21 protein-coding genes are annotated in these 19,618 nt (G+C 55.3%); 10 read left to right on the forward strand and 11 right to left on the reverse strand.

Annotated features, from left to right (window positions below):
- Together KUO20_RS06105 and tldD are read left to right on the forward strand one after the other, a co-directional pair.
- Window positions 1-3,852 carry a YhdP family phospholipid transporter gene (locus KUO20_RS06105; protein ID WP_235041994.1) on the forward strand — a complete coding sequence of 1,284 codons (3,852 nt, stop codon included), beginning with the start codon at window positions 1-3 and terminating at the stop codon, window positions 3,850-3,852.
- Complete coding sequence (gene tldD / locus KUO20_RS06110; RefSeq protein WP_235041995.1) at window positions 3,849-5,300, forward strand: metalloprotease TldD; 1,452 nt, start codon at window positions 3,849-3,851, stop codon at window positions 5,298-5,300. The genes KUO20_RS06105 and tldD overlap by 4 nt, the downstream gene beginning before the upstream one ends.
- 20 nt (window positions 5,301-5,320) lie before the next feature.
- Here tldD and yjgA read toward each other — a convergent pair whose 3' ends face one another.
- A complete protein-coding gene (yjgA, locus tag KUO20_RS06115; protein WP_193062528.1) occupies window positions 5,321-5,842 on the reverse strand; it encodes a ribosome biogenesis factor YjgA in 522 nt (173 codons plus the stop codon).
- Between the two features lie 109 nt (window positions 5,843-5,951).
- Between yjgA and pmbA the strand changes: the two genes are divergently transcribed.
- Entirely contained in the window at window positions 5,952-7,292 is a 1,341-nt protein-coding gene (gene pmbA / locus KUO20_RS06120) for a metalloprotease PmbA (RefSeq protein ID WP_235041996.1), read from the forward strand.
- A gap of 13 nt (window positions 7,293-7,305) precedes the next feature.
- Here the strand turns inward: pmbA and KUO20_RS06125 are convergent, their stop codons facing one another.
- From KUO20_RS06125 to KUO20_RS06170, 10 genes are all read right to left on the reverse strand, one after another.
- The gene (locus KUO20_RS06125) at window positions 7,306-7,575 is read right to left on the reverse strand and encodes an HPr family phosphocarrier protein (RefSeq protein WP_235041997.1); all 270 of its coding nucleotides are present in this window, start codon (window positions 7,573-7,575) and stop codon (window positions 7,306-7,308) included.
- A gap of 45 nt (window positions 7,576-7,620) precedes the next feature.
- The gene (gene rapZ, locus KUO20_RS06130; protein WP_235041998.1) at window positions 7,621-8,553 is read right to left on the reverse strand and encodes an RNase adapter RapZ; all 933 of its coding nucleotides are present in this window, start codon (window positions 8,551-8,553) and stop codon (window positions 7,621-7,623) included.
- Window positions 8,554-8,615: 62 nt separating this feature from the next.
- Window positions 8,616-9,086, reverse strand: a complete 471-nt coding sequence (locus KUO20_RS06135; RefSeq protein ID WP_235041999.1) for a PTS sugar transporter subunit IIA — start codon at window positions 9,084-9,086, stop codon at window positions 8,616-8,618.
- A 4-nt stretch (window positions 9,087-9,090) separates the two neighbouring features.
- Entirely contained in the window at window positions 9,091-9,399 is a 309-nt protein-coding gene (hpf, locus tag KUO20_RS06140) for a ribosome hibernation-promoting factor, HPF/YfiA family (RefSeq protein WP_007114683.1), read from the reverse strand.
- A gap of 146 nt (window positions 9,400-9,545) precedes the next feature.
- Window positions 9,546-10,958 carry an RNA polymerase factor sigma-54 gene (locus KUO20_RS06145; protein WP_235042000.1) on the reverse strand — a complete coding sequence of 471 codons (1,413 nt, stop codon included), beginning with the start codon at window positions 10,956-10,958 and terminating at the stop codon, window positions 9,546-9,548.
- A 123-nt stretch (window positions 10,959-11,081) separates the two neighbouring features.
- On the reverse strand, window positions 11,082-11,831 hold the full coding sequence (lptB, locus tag KUO20_RS06150) for an LPS export ABC transporter ATP-binding protein (protein WP_096280778.1): 750 nt from the start codon (window positions 11,829-11,831) through the stop codon (window positions 11,082-11,084).
- An 11-nt stretch (window positions 11,832-11,842) separates the two neighbouring features.
- Window positions 11,843-12,334 carry a lipopolysaccharide transport periplasmic protein LptA gene (gene lptA / locus KUO20_RS06155; RefSeq protein WP_235042001.1) on the reverse strand — a complete coding sequence of 164 codons (492 nt, stop codon included), beginning with the start codon at window positions 12,332-12,334 and terminating at the stop codon, window positions 11,843-11,845.
- 11 nt (window positions 12,335-12,345) lie between these two features.
- Window positions 12,346-12,915 (reverse strand): LPS export ABC transporter periplasmic protein LptC, encoded by a 570-nt coding sequence (gene lptC / locus KUO20_RS06160; protein WP_235042002.1) that lies wholly within the window; start codon window positions 12,913-12,915, stop codon window positions 12,346-12,348.
- Window positions 12,916-13,458 carry a KdsC family phosphatase gene (locus KUO20_RS06165; protein ID WP_235042003.1) on the reverse strand — a complete coding sequence of 181 codons (543 nt, stop codon included), beginning with the start codon at window positions 13,456-13,458 and terminating at the stop codon, window positions 12,916-12,918.
- 47 nt (window positions 13,459-13,505) lie between these two features.
- Window positions 13,506-14,492, reverse strand: coding sequence for a KpsF/GutQ family sugar-phosphate isomerase (locus tag KUO20_RS06170; protein WP_235042004.1), 987 nt, complete (start codon window positions 14,490-14,492; stop codon window positions 13,506-13,508).
- 276 nt (window positions 14,493-14,768) lie between these two features.
- Here KUO20_RS06170 and KUO20_RS06175 point away from each other — a divergent pair, with 276 nt between their 5' ends.
- The 7 genes from KUO20_RS06175 (at window position 14,769) to murA (ending at window position 19,617) form a co-directional block, all read left to right on the forward strand.
- Window positions 14,769-15,581, forward strand: a complete 813-nt coding sequence (locus KUO20_RS06175) for an ATP-binding cassette domain-containing protein (protein WP_235042005.1) — start codon at window positions 14,769-14,771, stop codon at window positions 15,579-15,581.
- A gap of 84 nt (window positions 15,582-15,665) precedes the next feature.
- Window positions 15,666-16,466 carry a lipid asymmetry maintenance ABC transporter permease subunit MlaE gene (gene mlaE / locus KUO20_RS06180; protein ID WP_235042006.1) on the forward strand — a complete coding sequence of 267 codons (801 nt, stop codon included), beginning with the start codon at window positions 15,666-15,668 and terminating at the stop codon, window positions 16,464-16,466.
- Window positions 16,467-16,482: 16 nt separating this feature from the next.
- Complete coding sequence (gene mlaD, locus KUO20_RS06185) at window positions 16,483-16,947, forward strand: outer membrane lipid asymmetry maintenance protein MlaD (protein WP_235042007.1); 465 nt, start codon at window positions 16,483-16,485, stop codon at window positions 16,945-16,947.
- A gap of 105 nt (window positions 16,948-17,052) precedes the next feature.
- The gene (locus KUO20_RS06190) at window positions 17,053-17,664 is read left to right on the forward strand and encodes an MlaC/ttg2D family ABC transporter substrate-binding protein (RefSeq protein WP_422823137.1); all 612 of its coding nucleotides are present in this window, start codon (window positions 17,053-17,055) and stop codon (window positions 17,662-17,664) included.
- Complete coding sequence (locus tag KUO20_RS06195) at window positions 17,661-17,999, forward strand: STAS domain-containing protein (RefSeq protein ID WP_235042009.1); 339 nt, start codon at window positions 17,661-17,663, stop codon at window positions 17,997-17,999. Before KUO20_RS06190 ends, KUO20_RS06195 begins: the two co-directional genes overlap by 4 nt.
- Before the next feature lie 93 nt (window positions 18,000-18,092).
- The gene (locus tag KUO20_RS06200; protein ID WP_096280750.1) at window positions 18,093-18,344 is read left to right on the forward strand and encodes a BolA family protein; all 252 of its coding nucleotides are present in this window, start codon (window positions 18,093-18,095) and stop codon (window positions 18,342-18,344) included.
- A gap of 10 nt (window positions 18,345-18,354) precedes the next feature.
- Complete coding sequence (murA, locus tag KUO20_RS06205; protein ID WP_235042010.1) at window positions 18,355-19,617, forward strand: UDP-N-acetylglucosamine 1-carboxyvinyltransferase; 1,263 nt, start codon at window positions 18,355-18,357, stop codon at window positions 19,615-19,617.
- Window position 19,618 lies beyond the last annotated feature (1 nt).

The raw sequence follows: 19,618 nt of genomic DNA on the forward strand, positions 1-19,618 counted from the left end.
ATGCAGACTCGTTTCCTGGTGCGTTGGAGTTTGGTGGCCGTGGCATGGGTATTGGGCAGCATCGCCGTACTGCTGCTGTTGCTCCGCCTGGTGATGAGCCAGTCCGACGCCTTAACCCCGCGTATTGAAGCGCTGCTTGAAGCGCGTATTGGCGTGCCCGTCACTATCGAGCGATTGTCGCTGTCTCTTGCACGTAATGATCTGTTGCTAAGCCTTGACGGCGTGAATGCGCAAGCGCCGGATGGCCAAGCGCTATTTTCTCTAGACCATGCGGGACTGCGGCTGGATACGTGGGCGTCACTTGCCAATTTAGCGCCGATCTTTAGCGACGCTCGCATCACCGGCACGCAGTTTCATCTCTATCAGGGCGCTGGTAGCGCGTGGCAGTGGCCTGAGCCGGCTCAGCTACCGCTGTTATCGCCCGACCCCGATATGGATTTAGCCACTGTCGACGACTGGGCCGGGTTAATTTTGCGCCAGAGGCTGTGGGTTGATGACACCCGCGTCGTGCTGCATGGCCGGGAAGACACCGTGCTGCTGCACGCCCAGACTCTGCTACTGACCGGTGATGAGCGACGTACTCGGCTTGAAGGCGCTATCGATATTGCGCAATCACTCCAGCAGGCGCGCGAGGTTGCTCTGCCCGCGGCTGAAATAAAGGTCGAAATGCAGCCTGGCCAGCGTGGCTTTAGCGACTTTTCGGCAGCCTTGCAGTTGGATGTTCAGTTAGATCAGCTGGTCGTGTTAGCCGCCATGTTTCGTCCCGACCATATGCCTTATTTAGAGCAGGCGGGTGGCAGTGCGCGGCTATGGGGACGTTGGGGCGCCGGGCGCCTTGAGGAGGCCAGGGTTTCTGTCGAGATTCCTGAGCTGACGTTGCGCCACGACATTCAGTACGCGGTGTTAAGGGATATTAAAACCAGCGGCTTGTGGCAGCGCGACGGTGACGGCGGTGAGGCATGGCTAAGTGGCGATGCGGATAGCGTTGAGTGGGCGCAGCCACCGGGTGCCAGCGTTGGGCCTGCTTTGCCAAGACATTGGCATGCCACGCATCAGCCGGGCCGGTGGGAGGTGCGCACCAGTGCCTTTGAGCTCGCGTCGCTTACCGCTTGGCGTGACTATGTCTTGCTGCCCGAATCGTTGACCCGCGTTTTGCAAACGCTCTCGCCGCGCGGTCAGGTGCAGGGGCTACAGGTGGGTCAGTGGGATGGCCGCTGGGGAGTAGACGCCGCACTAACCGGTGTTGAAGTGTCGCCATGGGAACAGGTGCCCGGCGGCGGCCCCCTCGATGCCTGGGTCCAGGCGCGCGACTTTCGCGGTCAGGTGCAGTTTAGTAGTGACGGTGACAGCACCCTTTATTTCCCCGAGTTTTTTGCCGCTCCCATGCAGTTGCAAAGCGCCGAAGGAGAGGTTGAGTGGGTCTACGACGGCCCTAATACGATGGTCAGCGGCAAGCACCTTAACGTTGAGTGGGACGGAGCACAGGTATCGGGTGGCTTCGGATTGGTCAGCGGTGATCAGCGCGGCCATTTTGGTTTAGATCTTGATTTTAGTGACGTGGACGCCCTTGAGCGCCCGTTGGCTCAGTGGCTGCCGCTAGGCGTTATGGATGATGAGCTGCAGGACTGGCTGCTTGATGATATCGGCGGCTACGTGACCGATGGATCATTACAGCTGAGCCTGCCTATTGGTGAAACCGTCAGTGCCGATGACTTTACCGCGACGCTCGCGCTGGCCGTTACCCAAGGACATTTGCCCATTGCGCCCGGCTGGCCGCGCCTTGACGATATCGAGGGCCGCCTCAAGTGGCAGGATAAAGTGCTAAAAGCGGAGATAGAGAGCGCCCAGAGCCATGGCGTGGCAGCTTCCAAGGGCGAGCTAGTAATGGAGGATGAGACGCTTAAGCTCTCCGGAGAATTACAGTCGGAAGGCTCGGCGCTTATATCGTTTCTTCAGGCCATGCCTGATATTGATCTTTCGCAGTTGAGTGATTTGCGGGTAGCCGGTGACGTTGATGGCGATATTGCGCTGTCGCTGCCGCTGCAAACGCCTGAGGCTATCCAGCTAGAAATTAATGCGCTGCCACGGTTCTCTGAGGTTGTTTATTTGCCGCTGGGAGTGCGTCTTCGCTCGGCCGAAGGGGATCTACGCTGGTTGCAAAATGGTGAAAGCGGAGGGCTGGTTGGCACGGCGAATGGCCAGGTTTTGGGTGGGGAAATAAACGCCGATATAGATACGCTGGGCGACGGGATTCAGCTGCAGGGCAGCGTCGCGACGGCGGCACTTTTCGGTTTGGCAGGGTTAGACGATAGCCAGGGGCGTTTGCCGCTAGAGGGGCAGCTGCAGTGGAAGGGCCGCGTAGGCCTGTTGCCCACACCGACCGTAAGAGTGGAAAGTCGTTTAGTCGGCGTTACTAGCCATTTACCTGAACCGTTTGCAAAAACGCCCCAGCAGCCTTGGCCTTGGGTATTGACCGCCGATATCGACTCTGGGCGTATTGAAAGCCGCCTAGCGGATATTTTTTCTGCGCGAGGGCTGTTCGGTAATCAAGCGCTGGCTGGCACGGTGCATCTGGGCAGTGCCGCAGAGCAGGTGCCTGCTTGGCCAGCTCAGCCAGGTATAAGCCTTGTTGCGAATGTGCCGCGCATTGATCCTCTGGCGTGGCAGCAGGCTATTAAGCCGATGATGGCGCTAGGTGCATCTCAGCCGAGTGGCGAAGATAATCAGATGCCGCTGAATGTCTCGCTAACGACGCCCTGTGTGATCTATCAGGCGGAATGTTTAGGCAATGTCAACGCGTCAGGTAGTGTCAGCGGCGGCCAGGTCGATCTTGATGTGGCCGGCAATCTAGTCACCGGGCATTTGCTGTACAATAGTGATTCGCCGCAGCCGCTGGATATTGCGATTGAGGGCATTGCGCTAGATCGCCTGTTGAAGCTTGCCAATGTAGAGCATGACAGCGAAGCGCCAGCCCCCGATTCTTGGTGGCAGGCGGTTGAAACCCAGCGCAAGCCGCCTGCTGTGATTCCCGATTGGCTAGCCGATGTGCCCAATGGCCGCTTGCGGTTAGCAGAGATAGCCATGGGGCCACGTCGCTTTGGCCCGTTGACCGCTTATTGGCAAACCGATGGACAGGGGTTTTCGCTAACCCCGGTCGGTCTCACCATAGGGCAGCTTTCCGCTCGCGGCGAGCTTCACTGGGAAGGGGATTCAACCACCAGCCACACGCGGGCGGATATCTCTATTCAAGGTGGAGACATCGGCACGGCGCTTGAGCGGCTTGATCAGCCTATTGTGATGCGCAGCCGCAGTACCGACGTAAACGCATCACTGGATTGGCCGGGCGCGCCTTGGCAGCTCGATTTACGTAATGCCGATGGCTATCTAGATACAGACATGCGCGATGGCCGTTTTGCCACGTTAGAGTCTGCGCCAGCGCGTTTAGTCGGGCTGCTCAATTTCGATAATATTTTACGCCGCATACGCTTAGATTTTTCTGACGTTACCGGCCAAGGCACGGCGTTTGATCGTGTCAATGGCACCGCCGATGTCACCGATGGACTGCTAACGCTGCGAGGGCCATTGCAAATTGAAGCTCCGGCCACCACCTTAACAGTCACCGGTAATGTCGACCTGATGACGCGTGAACTTGATCAGCGGCTTGGCGTCACACTGCCAGTGACACAAAGTTTACCTATCGCGGCAATTGCTGTTGGTGCGCCCATTGTAGGCGGCGCGCTATTTATCGCAGACAAGCTTTTTGGTGACGCGCTAGATCGGGTCACGACACTTCATTATCGCGTGCGAGGCCCTTGGACCTCGCCGCAGGTTACTTTAGAGGGCCCCCTATGACCGTACATAAAAGTGATATAGACGCGGCTGCCGCCATTTTGCTGACACCCGGGGGGCTGGATTTAGACGCTCTGGAAACCGGGCTTGGCTACGCGATGGGCGCGGGCATAGACTACGCCGATCTGTATTTTCAACGTACCTGGCAAGAAGGCTGGGTGTTAGAGGATGGCGAAGTAAAAGAGGCCAGCTACAGCATTGATGGCGGTGTTGGTGTGCGCTCACTGGCGGGTGAAAAAACTGGCTTTGCCTACTCAAACCAAATCACCGCCGATGCGCTAATGGACACTGGCCGCACCGCGGCAGGCATTGTGCGCAGCGGTAAGCGCCTGCCTGGACAAAGGGTACGCCCGGTGTCTGCTATGTCACGCTATGCCGGGATTGATCCATTGGCTGGGCTGAGCGCGGAAGATAAAGTGGCTATGCTTAAGCAGGCCGATCGCGTGGCGCGTGCAGCGGATCCGAGCATTAGCCAAGTGAGTGCCTCTCTCTCCGGTACCTATGAGGTCGTACTGGTGCGGGCCAGCGATGGCACTCTGGCGGCGGATATTCGCCCGCTGGTGCGCTTCAACGTTAGCGTTATTGCCGTTAAAAACGGCCGTCGTGAACGCGGCAGCGCGGGCGGCGGTGGGCGTTATTCAATGGCCAAGCTGCGCGATGAGCAGGTGGCGGAGCACTACGCTAAAGAAGCCGTGCGTCAGGCGCTGGTAAACCTTGAAGCCGTTGATGCGCCCGCGGGCCAAATGCCCGTGGTTCTGGCGTCAGGATGGCCGGGTATTTTGCTGCATGAAGCCGTGGGCCACGGCCTTGAAGGAGATTTTAACCGTAAGGGAAGCTCCGCTTTTTCCGGGCAAATGGGCAAACGGGTCGCTGCGAAGGGCGTCAATATTGTGGATGATGCGACGCTAGTCGATTGCCGTGGCTCAATGAGTATTGATGATGAGGGGACGCCCGGCCAATACACGCCGCTTATCGAAGATGGCATTTTAACCGGCTACATGCAGGATAAACTCAACGCTCGCTTGATGGGAATGGCGCCGACGGGTAATGCGCGGCGCGAGTCATTTGCCCACATGCCGATGCCGCGAATGACCAATACCGTCATGCTGGCTGGTCAGGATGAGCCTAGCGACATTATCAAAAGCGTAAAGCGCGGCATTTACGCGGTAAGTTTTGCGGGTGGCCAGGTTGATATAACGTCGGGTAAGTTCGTATTCTCCGCCAGTGAAGCTTACTTAATTGAAGATGGCAAAGTGACGGTGCCGGTCAAAGGCGCGACGCTTATTGGTAATGGCCCGGAGGCGATGGGGCGCGTTTCGATGATCGGCCACGATATGGCCCTTGATACGGGGATTGGTGTGTGCGGTAAAGAAGGCCAAGGAGTGCCGGTCGGTGTTGGCCAGCCCACCCTTAAGTTGGATGAGCTGACGGTAGGCGGTACTCATTCATAATCGCCGTCTTAAGCTCGGGCTTAAAGTGCCAGAGTTTCGCGCAGGTGTTTGAAGAGCTTGCGCGAACTAGTTGGCGGCTTGCCCTCTTCGCGTTCTCGCTGGGCGTTGCGAATGAGCTGACGCAGCGTTTGACGATCGGCGTCGGGGTATTCCGTCATGAACAGATCGACAGCTTCATCGCCCTCGTCAATTAAGCGTTCGCGCCATTTTTCGAGGCGATGAAAGGCATGATCGCGCTGCTCTTGTTCCTGATCAATGGAATCGAATACGCCTTGAATAGCAGTGAGATCTTCTTTACGAATTAATTTGCCAACGTACTGCATATGACGTCGGCGACCTTCATGAGAACGAATGCGCGCGGTCTCTTCAATTGCGCGCAGCATATCGTCAGAGAGGGGGAAGCGGGCTCGTTCCGCTGGTCGCATAGCGATCAATGTTTCCCCAAGTGCCTGTAAGGCATGCATTTCGCGTTTGAGTTGCGACTTGCTAGGGCGTTCTTCCTGTTCTTCTACTTCAACTGGATCGGGACGTTGCTTACGCATAATATGACTCACAGACAAGATTCGTTGCGGCATTATACCAGCTGCGAGTACAACATTGATTCGCCGAAGACAATTCTATTGAGAGAGATTCGGTGAAAAAGGAGGCCATATGGCACAGGCATTTGATGCATCCGCGCAGCAGTCGCTACTCACCGCGCGGGCCGAAGAGGCGCTAGCGTTGGCAAAACGCATGGGCGCAGATGCCGCCGAAGTGGGCGCAAGCGTTGATCAGGGTATGGGCGTGAGCGTGCGTTTGGGCGAAGTTGAGACGGTTGAGCTCTCCCGCGACCAGGGTATTGCCGTGACGCTTTACGTAGGACAGCGTAAGGGTAGCGCTTCATCTACAGATGCCAGTAGCGCGTCGATTCAGGCCGCCGTAGAGAAAGCGTTGGCGATTGCTCGATATACCGGTGAAGACCCCGCCGCAGGGTTAGCCGATGCGTCGCTGATGGCAAGCGAGCAGCCCGATTTAAAAGTGCACTATCCTTGGGCGCTAACCACAGATGAAGCGATTGAATTAGCGCTTGCCTGCGAGCAGGCAGGGCGTGACGTGGAAGGAATTTCTCAGTCGGATGGCGCCTCGCTGTCCAGCGGTGAAGGGGTGCGTGTTTATGCCAACAGCCATGGCTTTTTAGGCACTCAAAAAGGCAGCAGCCATTCACTCTCGTGCATGCTGATTGCCCAAGATGCCGGCGGCATGCAGCGTGACTACGACTATACCTCTGCGCGCGACCCCAAAGCGCTGCGTGACCCCGCTGACGTAGGGCGTGAAGCAGCCGCACGCACGCTGCGTAGGCTGGGTGCTCAGCGTCCGCCCACTGGGACCTTTCCGGTGTTATTTGATCCGTCGTTATCCGGTGGTTTGATCGGGCATCTGTTGGGCGGTATCGCCGGTGGTGCGCTCTATCGCCAGTCGTCTTTTTTATGTGATCGGCTTGGTACTGCGCTCTTTCCCGACTGGTTTAGTCTTGAAGAGCGGCCCATGGAAGTGGGCGCTACCGCGAGCTCACCGTTTGATGGCGAAGGGGTGCAAACGCGCAATAATCGCTTTATCGATCAGGGGCGTATCGAAAGCTATATGCTGTCTTCCTACAGCGCTAGGCGGATGGGTATGCAGACCACGGGTAATGCCGGTGGGGCGCGCAACGTACGCCTGACTGCGCCGCTGAAGCCTCGCGAAGCGTTGCTGCAGGAGATGGGGAAAGGCATTTGGGTGACGGAGCTGATGGGCCAGGGCGTTAATGGCGTTACCGGCGATTACTCCCGTGGCGCGGCCGGCTTTTGGATCGAGAACGGTAAGGTTCAATATCCGATCGAAGAGTTCACGATTGCTGGTAACCTGGAGCGGATGTTCGCAGGCCTAGTGGGCATTGGTGATGACACCGATACCCGTGGCAGCGTGCACACGGGTAGCTGGCTGATTGATGCCATGACAGTGGCCGGTAATTAATCAGTGTAAATGGCTACTGATCTTCCTCAAAGCGAGCTTCGAACAGCGCTTGAATTGCATCAAGCGCCTGTTCTGCATCGTCGCCCTCGGCATGGATAGTTAGCTCAGTGCCGCACGGGGCGGCGAGCATTAATAGCGACATAATATTAGCGGCATCGGCAATCTGTTGCTGCTTATAGACACGTATATTAGCCGTGAACTGTTGGCCGCATTTAACGAGCTTCGTCGCCGCGCGGGCATGTAGTCCGCGTTGATTGGTGAGTGTGAGTGTTCTTTCTGGCACCCTGGTTCCTTTTCGCCGAGTGGTGTCATTAATCAATAGACGTGCTTAAGACGTTGGTGGTTGATCGCTGATCGAGGGGAGGCTGGCCAACGGCGTCGAGGGCTGTTCGCTCAGCGTATACTGCAGGCCTAGCTCGCGGTGACGCAGTTGAACTTCGCCTACACGAGCCGCTAAGCCTTTTGCAAGCTGCTCCACCATATAGACAGAGCGATGTTGACCACCGGTGCAGCCAATAGCAACGGTCATATAGCTGCGTTGGCTATCCTGATAAGCCGGTAGCCAGCGTTCAAGCCATGCCTGGATATCGTCACGCATGGCGTCCACAACGGGATAGCCTTTTAAGAAGGCAACGATGTTGGCGTCACGACCTGTCGATTGCCGCAGCGTTGGATCCCAGTAAGGATTGGGAAGGCAACGCACGTCGAAGACGAGATCAGCATCCAACGGCACCCCACGCTTGTAACCGAACGATTCAAACGTCAACGTCAGCTGGTCTCGCCGTTGATGAGCCACCTGATCAGTGATGCGGCGGCGTAGATCGTGTACTGACAGTCGCGATGTGTCGATCAATAGATCGGCCAAATCACGTATGTCGTGCAGCGTCTCTTCTTCTTTATTGATGGCCTCTTCAAGGGTCATTTCGCTATTGCGCGTCAACGGATGTCGGCGGCGTGTGGCAGAGTAACGCTCTAGAAGAATACGGGCATCAGTCGTTAAGTAGATGACTTGAAAATCAATGGTGCGCTGGCGCAACTCTTTTAATAGCGAGGGCAGACGTTCAAGAGCCCCCGGTAAGTTGCGTGCATCGATGCTGACGGCCAAATGGGCACGGTCACCCTGGTCGCGTAATTCGTCGACCAGTGATCCCAGCAGCATGACGGGAAGGTTATCAATCGCGTAGTAGCCTAGGTCTTCCAACGCTTGTAAGGCGATAGATTTGCCAGACCCAGAACGACCGCTGATGATGACCAGTTGCATAGAGTTTCTCTTCGCGTTAATCCAACGGCTTAAATGGGGGCTTGGTGATCAGTGATCGCCGTTTAATCCGCTGAATGCTCACGAATTTTAGCGGTAATGAGATCAAGTAGTTCGCGCTGACTGCCTGCTTTGCGTAGCTGCTGGCGAGTATCCGCATCATTCATGACGGTGGCTACTTGGCCTAACAAAGAGAGGTGTGTGTCGTCCGCTTGTTCCGGTACCAGAAGTACAAACACTAGATCAACGGGGTCGCCGTCAATAGCATCAAAATCAATCGCTTCTGAGAGCTTTAAAAAACCAGCAATAGGCGTAGAACAGTGAGGGCTGCGGGCATGGGGAATAGCCACGCCGTTGCCAATTCCTGTACTACCTAGGCGCTCTCGGCCGATTAATCGGCTGAACACTTCTTGGCTATCGAGGCTGGGCGTATTTTGGGCGATAAAGGTGCTGAAAAATTCCAGCACCCTTTTTTTGCTGCCCCCAGGTACGTCGAAGAGAACGCGTTCTGGGGGGAGTATGGTTTCCAACGTCATTGAATTAACGCACACCAGCGCCTTGGGCGCGGGCTTGTGCTTTTTCCTTATGTTTAACGAGTTGACGATCAATTTTGTCCGCCAGCGCATCGATAGCGGCGTACATATCACTGTCTAGGGCTTCTGCATGTAAATCAGCACCTGCTGCATGCAGTGTGCAGGCTGCCTGCTGGCGTTCTTTCTCCACCGATAGGGTGACCTGCACCGTGGTTATATTGTCGTAATGACGCTCAACACGCTCAAGCTTTTCATTAACATAGTCACGCAAGGCGTCAGTCAGTTCTACGTGATGACCAGTGATATTTACTTGCATTGACGTACTCCTTATCTATCGGGCTGTACTTAGGAACGGTACTTAGGGACTGTACTTAGTACTTAGATATGTAGCCCTTTTGATTGTAACCCTTTTTGCTCCGTTGCAAAGCCCTTGTCGAGAGTTTCGCTGAAACCTGGCAGCTCCTAGCGTAAACGGCGCCGCTCACTGGAAGAGGGAATGCCCATGGCTTCACGGTATTTGGCTACCGTGCGGCGCGCAACCTGAATGCCGCCTTCTTCTAATAACGTCACTAAGCGGCTATCCGAAAGCGGCTTGCCGGGGGCTTCTTCGTGAATCAGTTTCTTCAGGCGGGCGCGTATCGCGGTGCTGGAGTGGCTGTCGCCATCCTGGCCGCTCACCTGGCTAGAGAAAAAGTATTTCAGTTCAAACACGCCGCGCGGCGTATGAATATATTTCTGCGTTGTCACCCGTGAAATCGTTGATTCATGCATCTCAACGGCTGAGGCTATATCGGCCAAAATCAGCGGTTTCATGGATTCTTCGCCGTGTTCGAGAAAGCCGATTTGACGGGTAATGATTTCACGGCCCACTCGCAGCAGCGTGTCGTTACGACTCGAAAGGCTCTTAATTAACCAGCGCGCTTCCTGCAGGTGTTCTTTCAAAAACTGATTATCCTGACTTTTATCCGCACGCTTTATCAAACTGGCGTAGTCAGGTTGAATTCTCAGCCGAGGCAGGGCGTCCTGATTGAGTTCTAAATGCCAGCCCTCATTATCATGACGCACTACTAAATCGGGCGTGATATAGCTGTCGTTGGTCACGCCGTAAGCGCTGCCTGGGCGTGGATCTAGGCTGCGAATTAGCTGGATAACATTGGCTAGCTGCTCGTCATCGAGCCCTAAGCGGCGCTTGAGTAAGCGCATGTCATCTTTGCTGAGCGCTTCAAGAAACTGGCGCACTAGCCTGCGGGCAGGCACCAGCAGCGGCGTATCATCTGGCAGGGCAGCGAGCTGCAGCATCAAGCATTCACGCAGGTCGCGGGCAAAAATACCGGTGGGCTCGAACTGCTGCAGCTTGAGTAATGTTGTTTCCACTTCGCGCTGGCTAAGGCCATCAATACCCTGGGCGCGTAGCCCTTCACGAATATCATTAAGCGGCTGGGTCAAGTAGCCGTTGGCGTCTAGGGCGTCGATGAGACTCTCGGAAACCAGCTGCTCACGCGCGCTAAAATCGGTCATGGCGAGTTGCCACAATAGGTGGCCGTGAAGGCTCTGTTCGGCAGCCTGGCGCTCAAAATCAGGGCCCTCACTGCTGCTGCCCGTGCCGCCAAGGTCTTGATAGGTGTCCGACCAGTCGCTATCAACGGAAAGCTCGGTGGGGATGCTCTCTGACCACTCCTCCTCTTTAGGCTCGCTCACGGCCTCTTCACCGAACTCATCTTCCTGTTCCAGCATAGGGTTGGCATCTAGGGCCTGCTGAATTTCCTGGCGAAGGTCCAGAGTCGATAGCTGCAGCAGGGCGATGGCCTGCTGCAGCTGAGGTGTCATGGTCAGCTGTGTCCCAATGCGCAGTTGAAGAGAAGCTTTCATGACCATTTGAGAACCACTCGTTAATCGGAATGCTTTACCCTAGTGCGAGTGGGGGCTGGGTGCAAGTGCAATAAGCATGCCATTGGTAGTTAAAGCGTTATAAAGCGGGATTTATGGGCAAAAATAAGCCTACAGACGAAAATCTGCGCCCAGATAAACATCCCTGACTTGCTGGTTAGTGAGGATCGACGCCGGGGGGCCGCTGGCGATGATATGGCCATCGCCGACAATGTAAGCGATATCACAAATGTCCAGCGTTTCACGGACGTTATGATCGGTAATCAGAACGCCAATATGGCGCTGTTTTAGCGCGCGAATGATGGTTTTAATCTCGCCCACTGAAATGGGGTCAACCCCGGCAAAGGGCTCATCTAGCAAGATGAAGGCGGGTTCAGTTGCTAGCGAGCGGGCAATTTCTACACGGCGGCGCTCCCCGCCTGAGAGGCTCATGCCTAGATTGTCGCGAATATGGGTGATGTGGAAGTCTTCAAGCAAGGCTTCCAGGCGCTCTTCGCGGCCTGGGCGGTCGAGTTCTTTGCGCGTTTCTAATATCGCCATAATATTATCGGCAACCGATAATTTGCGAAAAATAGACGCTTCCTGGGGCAGGTAGCCAATGCCTGCCGCTGCGCGTTCATGCATCGGGGCGCGGGTTAAATCTAAGTCGTCAATGCCCACTTTGCCGGCGTCAGATTTGACCAGCCCGACAATCATATAAAACGACGTGGTTTTGCCCGCGCCGTTAGGGCCGAGTAAGCCGACGACGCTGCCTTGGGAGATTTCCAAGTTAATATCTTTAACCACTCGGCGGCGTTTGTAACTTTTCGCCAAGTGGTGGGCATATAGTGTTTTTATCGGCGCATTGTCAGCAGTTGCCATCGATTGACTCTCTATTGTTCCGGCTGAATAGTCATGCGGATACGCTGGGGCTCGCTACCGTCAACGTCTGAACGCGCTTGAATCACTTCACGGTCAATGAAATATTCAAGCCGCCCGCCGGTAAATGTGTCGTCCTGCTGGGTCAGTTCAGCTTGATCAATGAGCTCCACTCGGCGTTCGGCGACGTGATAAATAATCCGCCGAGCCCAGCCTTCCGTCGGGCCTTCTTGTCCTTCGACCTGATGGCGTAAGTAAGCACGCTCGCCGGTAGACGTTGCGCGCGAAAGCTCGCCCGCCTCATTGCGTTGAATTTCCACTCGCTCACCGCGCAGCTGCATTTCGCCCTGGCGAATATTCACATCCCCGGTGTAAACGGCGGTACCCGCGCGCTGATCAAGATCTAAGCGGTCGGCTTCCACCTCCACAGGCGCTTGGTTGGTTTGGGCTGCTGCTGATAGCGGCACTGCGAGCGCAAAAAGGGCGGTGTAGATAAGTGCTTTCATGGCGACTCCTGTTAGCGTTGTGTGGCAGGTGGATGAGTGCCGCGCACACCGTCAGATAAGCGGACCTGGCTATCGTTTAACCATGCATCCATATGTGAAGCGTTCATTTGCTGGGGCGGCTGTTGCAGTAATACCGGTGCCTCGCTCCATGCATGCTGAGTGAGACCATCATAGTGCAGTTCTTCAGTATCCAGCTGCCATCCTTCGTCTGGCGCAATCAGTCGCGCGGAGCCTGACATAACGAGGGCCTGAGTATTGGTATTAAGCGTGCCGACATCGGCACTGGCTAGCCACTGGCGCTCATCGCTGTCATACAGGGTTGCCTGAGGGCTCTCAGACCAGGTTTCCCCGCTTTGCGGCGTATGGATGAGGCGCGGTGTTTTTAGTGACTGTAAGACGTTACCGTTGTCGCCAAACAGAGTGATTTCAGCATCCTGAAGTACGTGCCCTGGCTCTTGGGCCTGCGCTTCTGGATCGATAGCGATTTTTTGAGACCCGCCAGGACCAAGCCACACCAATAGCACGCCCAGGGCGATAAAAAGCCCTGTTAATCCTAGACGTGTTTTAAGATGCTTAAGCATTTATGTGCGGCCGTGCAAGTAAGTGTCGAGCACTGCGCTCCAGTGCCCTTGGGCTTCAAGCAGAGTATCGCAAATTTCGCGTACCGCGCCGTGCCCGCCAAGCCGTTCCGTTGTCCAGTCGGCATGAGTGTGCATATAGTCCGGCGCGCTGGGAACGGTAATGCCGACACCGCAGCGCTTGATAACCGATAGATCCGGAAGATCATCGCCGCAATAGGCGACTTGTTCTAGCTCTATATCCAAACGTTGGCACAGGCCGCGCAAGGTGGCGAGCTTATCCTCACAGCCTTGAAAGACATGGTCGATACCCAGCGCCGCGGCACGCTGGCTAACCATGGGCGAATCGCGGCCAGTAATCAGCGCGACGTGGATGCCGACCCGCTTAAGCAGCTTTAGACCATGGCCATCCTGAGTATGAAAGGCTTTAATTTCGATGCCGTCAGCCTGAAAGTAAAGTCGACCATCGGTGAGTACGCCATCAACATCTAACGCCAATAGTCGAACGCGGCGGAGTCGATCAAGTAGGGCTGCAGATAGGGTCATAAAGCCTCCATTCTTTTAAGAAGTCGCTAAATCTTGCGATAAATACGTTAAATAACGCCGCTAACAAGCAAGTCATGCATATGTAAGGCACCAACCGGGCGCTGTTGTTCATCAACCACCGCGAGTGCCGTAATTCGGCCCTCTTCCATAATGCGTACCGCCTCTGCTGCTAGTATGTCGGGGCCGATACGTTTACCTGGCCGAGTCATGACATCATCAACTAAGACGTCGCGTAAGTTGTGGTATTGGTCCAGCGTGCGCCGCAGGTCGCCATCGGTATATACCCCGGCTAAGCGACCGTCACTATCAACCACGCAGGTAAAGCCTAGCCCTTGACGGGTAATCTCTAATAAGGCATCACGCAGCGGGCTGCCTAGCGGAATTTGCGGCAAGCGCGCGCCATCGTGCATAAGATCCCTCACGCGCAGCAGTAAACGTTTGCCTAAGCTGCCACCCGGATGCGAAAGAGCGAAGTCTTCAGCGGTAAAGCCTCGGGCTTCCAGCAATGCTACGGCGAGCGCATCACCCAGCGCTAGGGCGGCCGTGGTTGAGCTAGTGGGGGCAAGGTCCAGCGGGCATGCCTCGCGCTCAACGCCGCTATTTAGATGCGCATCAGCATGCTTGGCAAGCGTGGAGCCGGGCCGTCCGGTCATGCTGACCAGCGGCGTACCTAGGCGTTTCAGCAGCGGCAGAAGGGCGGTCACTTCGGCCGTTTCACCGGAGTTAGACAGCGCCAGCACAACGTCGGCACGAGTAATCATGCCCAGATCGCCGTGACTGGCTTCGCCTGGGTGAACAAAGAAGGCGGGTGTGCCGGTGCTGGCCAAGGTGGCGGCAAGCTTGCCGGCTATATGACCAGATTTACCCATGCCGGTGACCACGACGCGCCCTTGGCAGGCGAGTATAAGCTCGCAGGCGCGGTCAAAGTTTTCGTCTAACTTGGCTTGCAGGCCACCAATAGCTGCCTGCTCAATTTGCAGCGTACGTAAGGCGCTTTCGCGCAGTAGGCTGGGGGAGGCGAGAGGCTGGCGCATAGCGATATCTCTTGGCGATTGAATATATAAAGGGCGACAGCCGCTAAGAATAACATCTTGGCAGTGCTCGTAGGCAGTACTTCAGCCGCTATTGGGGCAGATGTGCGTGGGCATGCTGTGCCTGTTGATCGTAACATCGGTTAGCGTGATAGCGCTTAGTAGAGTTATAGTACGTTGTTCGATAATGTATTAGAACGCTGTTTTTTTAAATGCGGCATCGGCAAGTGGCGTATAATAGCTAGCCCTGGCCGCGTCGCGCTAAGAGTCAACTGAGCTATGACAGAGACACCCTTCATAGAAATTGAAGATCTTTATTTTTCTCGTGGCGATCACGAGATTTTTCGTGGCGTCAATATGTCGATTCCGCGGGGTAAAGTCACTGCTATCATGGGGCCCAGTGGCACCGGCAAGACAACGCTGCTTAAGCTCATAGGTGGCCAGCTGGCGCCGGATCGAGGGCGAGTCTTAATTGATGGTCAGGACGTTCATCGCCTGTCACGCAAAGCGCTGTTCACGCTACGCAAGCGCATGGGCATGCTGTTTCAAAGTGGTGCGCTCTTTTCAGATTTAGACGTGTTTGAAAATGTTGCCTTTCCGCTGCGCGTGCACACCGACTTGCCCGACACAATGGTGCGTGATCTGGTGCTGTTAAAGCTGCAGGCGGTAGGTTTGCGCGGAGCGCGTGAACTGACTCCCGCCGAGCTTTCAGGCGGAATGGCGCGGCGAGTTGCCTTGGCGCGAGCCGTCGCGCTAGACCCCGAGCTTGTTTTGTACGATGAGCCTTTCGTTGGCCAAGACCCTATTTCAATGGGCGTTTTGGTTCAGCTGATTAAGCGTCTCAATCAGGCGCTACAGCTAACCTCTGTCGTGGTCTCGCACGATATTAAAGAAACACTGAGTATTGCGGACTACCTCTATTTGATTGCTGATGGCCAAGTAGTGGCGCATGGCACGCCGCAAACGCTGGATACCAATCAGGACCCGCGGGTTAGCCAATTTGTGCATGGCGAGCCCGATGGTCCCGTGCCGTTTCACTATCCCGCTGAGGCGTTTTATCGCGATATTCTGGGGCAGGCCGCGCAACGATAATAGGCTAAGGAGCCTCTGACTAACGCCGTGTAGGCAAGCGCAATAGTTAATCAGAGGTTCCCTAAATGTATAAAGGCAGGATCAATGCAGTCAAAATTCTCAAACGGCACCGCGCGTATCACCCGACTGGGGCGCAGAGGATGCGATTTAATGGAAGCCTTAGGCCGCGCTGGGGTGTTTCTTGCCCAGTCGGCCGTTGGCGTTCCCTCGCGGGAGGGTTGGCGGCTATGGGTGCATCAAATGCACTTTGTGGGCGTGCTCTCGTTGGCTATTGTGCTGGTTTCTGGGCTGTTTATCGGCATGGTGCTCGCGCTTCAGGGTTACACCATTTTGGTGGACTTTGGCGCTGAGCAAGCGCTGGGTCAAATGGTGGCGCTGTCTCTACTGCGTGAGCTCGCGCCGGTGGTGGCCGCGCTGTTGTTTGCTGGCCGCGCCGGCTCTGCGTTGACCGCCGAAATTGGTTTAATGAAAGCCACTGAGCAGTTAACCAGTATGGAGATGATTGGCGTTGATCCACTGCGCAGAGTCGTGGCGCCACGGCTATGGGCGGGGTTTGTGTCACTGCCTATTCTGACCGTCGGGTTTAGCGTGGTGGGTATTTGGGGTGGTTATCTAGTCGGCGTTGAGTGGTTAGGCGTGTTTGAAGGCTCCTACTGGAGCAACATGCAGGCCAACGTCGCCTTCGTCAGCGATATTGGTAATGGCATGATCAAAAGCTTGGTCTTTGCCCTGGTGGTGACGTGGATTGCTGTCTTTCAGGGCTATGATCTGGTGCCTACCTCTGAAGGTATCTCTCGCGCTACCACGCGCACGGTTGTGTATTCGTCGCTTGCAGTTCTGGGGCTTGATTTTGTGATGACGGCCGTCATGTTTGGCGGCCTTTGATGGGTGGAGTCGTTTCATGAGACGTAGTAAAACCATGGAGTTTGGTGTTGGCCTGTTTATGATTGCCGGCATTTTGGGCTTGGTATTTCTCGGCTTGCGCGTCAGTGGACTAACGCTTTCAGCGCCCTCGCAGTCGTTTCAGCTGGAGGCCAACTTTGCCAATATCGGCGGGCTAAAGCCGCGTTCGCGGGTCACTATGGCGGGCGTAACGGTAGGGCGGGTAGAAAGCATTGAGCTAGACCCAGAGTGGTATGATGCCCGCGTGGTATTGAGCTTGAACAGCGAGCTTGAAGGCCAGCTGTCTAGCGACTCCATTGCTTCTATCCTAACGGCAGGTCTTTTAGGTGAGCAGTATATTGGCCTGAGCGTAGGCGGTGATCCTGACATGCTCGAAGACGGCGACTCGATTCGTGACACCCAGTCGGCGCTGGTGTTAGAAGAACTTATTCAACAATTTGTGTCCAATATGGCAAGTAGTTAATGGCAGCAAGTCGCTAAATGCCATTCTCATAGGATAACGAGTAGGGAGATTAAAGTGATGAAAAAAGTAAATAACACCGTTAGCCTTTGGCTTGTCTCAGTCACGATGCTGGTAGCAATGTCGGTGCCGTTTCAGGCGCTGGCGCAGTCTCAATCGCCCGAAGATATGATCCGTGACAATATCAGTTCGCTAATGGGGGACCTTGACGGTAGAGAAGACTACTACGCCAATAACTTGAATGAGCTTGAAGCGCTGGTGGACAGCAGCCTCGATCAAGTAGCTGACTTTCGCTATATCGGTGCTAGCGTCATGGGTAACTATTTCCGCAATGCCTCGCCAGAGCAGCGTAGCCGTTTTGCCGATGTGTTTCGTCAAACGCTGATTGACACCTATACGCGTGGATTGGTGACCTTTGATTATGACGAGCTGCGAGTGTTGGATGCTCAGCAGGCTCAGCGCTACGACGACCAGGCTAGCGTTGCCATGGAAGTGGTTGCCAACAACGGCCAAGTGTATCCCGTGAGCTATAGCCTGCGGCTGTCAGATGGCGAATGGCGAGTGGTTAATGTGATCGTCAATGGCATTAACTTAGGGCTGACGTTCCGTAACCAGTTCGACCAGGCGATGCGCGATAATAACCGCGATTATGATGCGGTCATCAATGGATGGTCGCCCGAAGTGGGCGTTGATGAGTTGGAACAAGGAGGCGATGCGTGACAGTGCTGTATTCACACACTGACGTCTCTATTAACGTAGAAAGCACGACCTTAAAGGTCGTAGGCGACGTAAACGTAGCACTGGCGGCCGATTTGGCCGCCAGTGGCGTTAAGTGGCTGAAAAGCACAGACCTAGACGCCGTGATGTTTGATTTTAGCGGCGTCGATAAAGCCAGCAGCGTTGCCATTAGCGTATTGTTTGAATGGCTGCGTATCTGCCAGCTGCGTGCCATCACGGTCGATGCGATCGATTTGTCTGAGCCCCTTAAGCGGCTAGCGTCCTTGGCTGAGTTGAACGAATTAATTGAGCATCCTGCCACGACGCTAGCCGTTTAACAGTGCGGCATCGCCAAGCGCACCGCTTTTCTTTATTATGTCGACCCGCTTACGCTCATTAATTACGATGACCCCAAAGGAGTTTTTTGCCCCATGCAACCCAACGAGGTAAAGGCACTGCTTGAATCCCGTATCGACGGATGTCAGTTTCATATCCAGGGTGAAGGCTGCAATTTTCAGGTGATTGCGGTTGGCGAAGCCTTTGACGGCCTTTCTCCGGTCAAACGTCAGCAGTTAGTTTACTCTGCGCTCAGCGACGAAATCGCTTCGGGTGCCCTTCACGCTATTAGCATCAAAACGTTTACTCCGACGCAGTGGCAAACTGCGTCGGAGAACGTTCAATAACGGCATTCCTATGGATAAATTACTCATTACCGGCAACGGGTCGGTAGATGGCGAAGTGTGGGCAAGCGGTGCTAAAAACGCAGCGCTGCCTATTCTATGTGCCAGCCTGTTGTCCGATGGCCCCGTGATTATTGGTAATCTTCCGCACCTACAAGATATTACCACCACGCTAGAGCTGCTAGGCCGTATGGGCGTCGAGCCGGTGATGGGCGAGAAGCTGAGCATACAGCTGGATGGTTCGCAGGTTACTCACTGCCACGCGCCTTATGAACTTGTTAAAAAGATGCGTGCGTCTATCCTCGTTTTAGGCCCCTTGCTTGCTCACTTTGGCAAGGCCGATGTATCGCTGCCCGGCGGCTGTGCGATTGGCTCGCGTCCGGTGGATCTACATATTCGTGGCTTGGAAGCCATGGGGGCGGAGATCCGCGTTGAAGCAGGCTATATCCGTGCGCGCGTCGATGGTCGCCTTAAGGGTGCCACTATTTATTTCGATACGGTGACGGTAACCGGCACCGAAAATCTGCTGATGGCTGCTACCTTGGCCGAAGGCAAAACGATTCTCGAAAACGCTGCCCGCGAGCCTGAAATTGTCGATTTGGCACAGTGCTTGATCAAGATGGGCGCTAAAATCAGCGGCCATGGCACTGATACCATCACTATTGAGGGTGTCGAGAAGCTACACGGCTGCGAACACGATGTGATGCCTGATCGTATCGAAACCGGTACTTTCCTGGTCGCTGCTGCTATGACCGGTGGGCGGGTAAAGGTTAAGCACACCCGTGCGGACATTCTTGACGCCGTTATCGCGAAGTTAGAAGAGGCTGGTGCCGAGGTTACCAGTGGCGATGACTGGATTGCGCTGGATATGCATGGCCAGCGTCCCAAGGCCGTTAATATTCGCACGGCGCCTTATCCTGCTTTCCCTACCGATATGCAGGCACAGTTTGTCGCTATGAATGCGGTGGCCGTCGGCAATTCTCGCGTGGTTGAGACCATTTTTGAAAATCGCTTCATGCACGTTCAAGAGCTTAATCGAATGGGCGCTAAGATCGTGTTGGAAGGTAATACGGCCTTGATTGAAGGGGTTGAAAAGCTTTCCGGCGCGCCGGTAATGGCCACCGATCTGCGTGCCTCTGCGTCGCTAGTCATTGCGGCGATGATGGCCGAGGGCGAAACGCTGGTAGATCGGATCTACCACATTGATCGTGGCTACGAATGTATCGAAGAGAAAATGCAGCTGCTGGGTGCGCGTATTCGCCGTATCCCAGGTTAAA

This window comes from Vreelandella profundi (assembly GCF_019722725.1).
GTDB classification, from domain to species: domain Bacteria; phylum Pseudomonadota; class Gammaproteobacteria; order Pseudomonadales; family Halomonadaceae; genus Vreelandella; species Vreelandella profundi.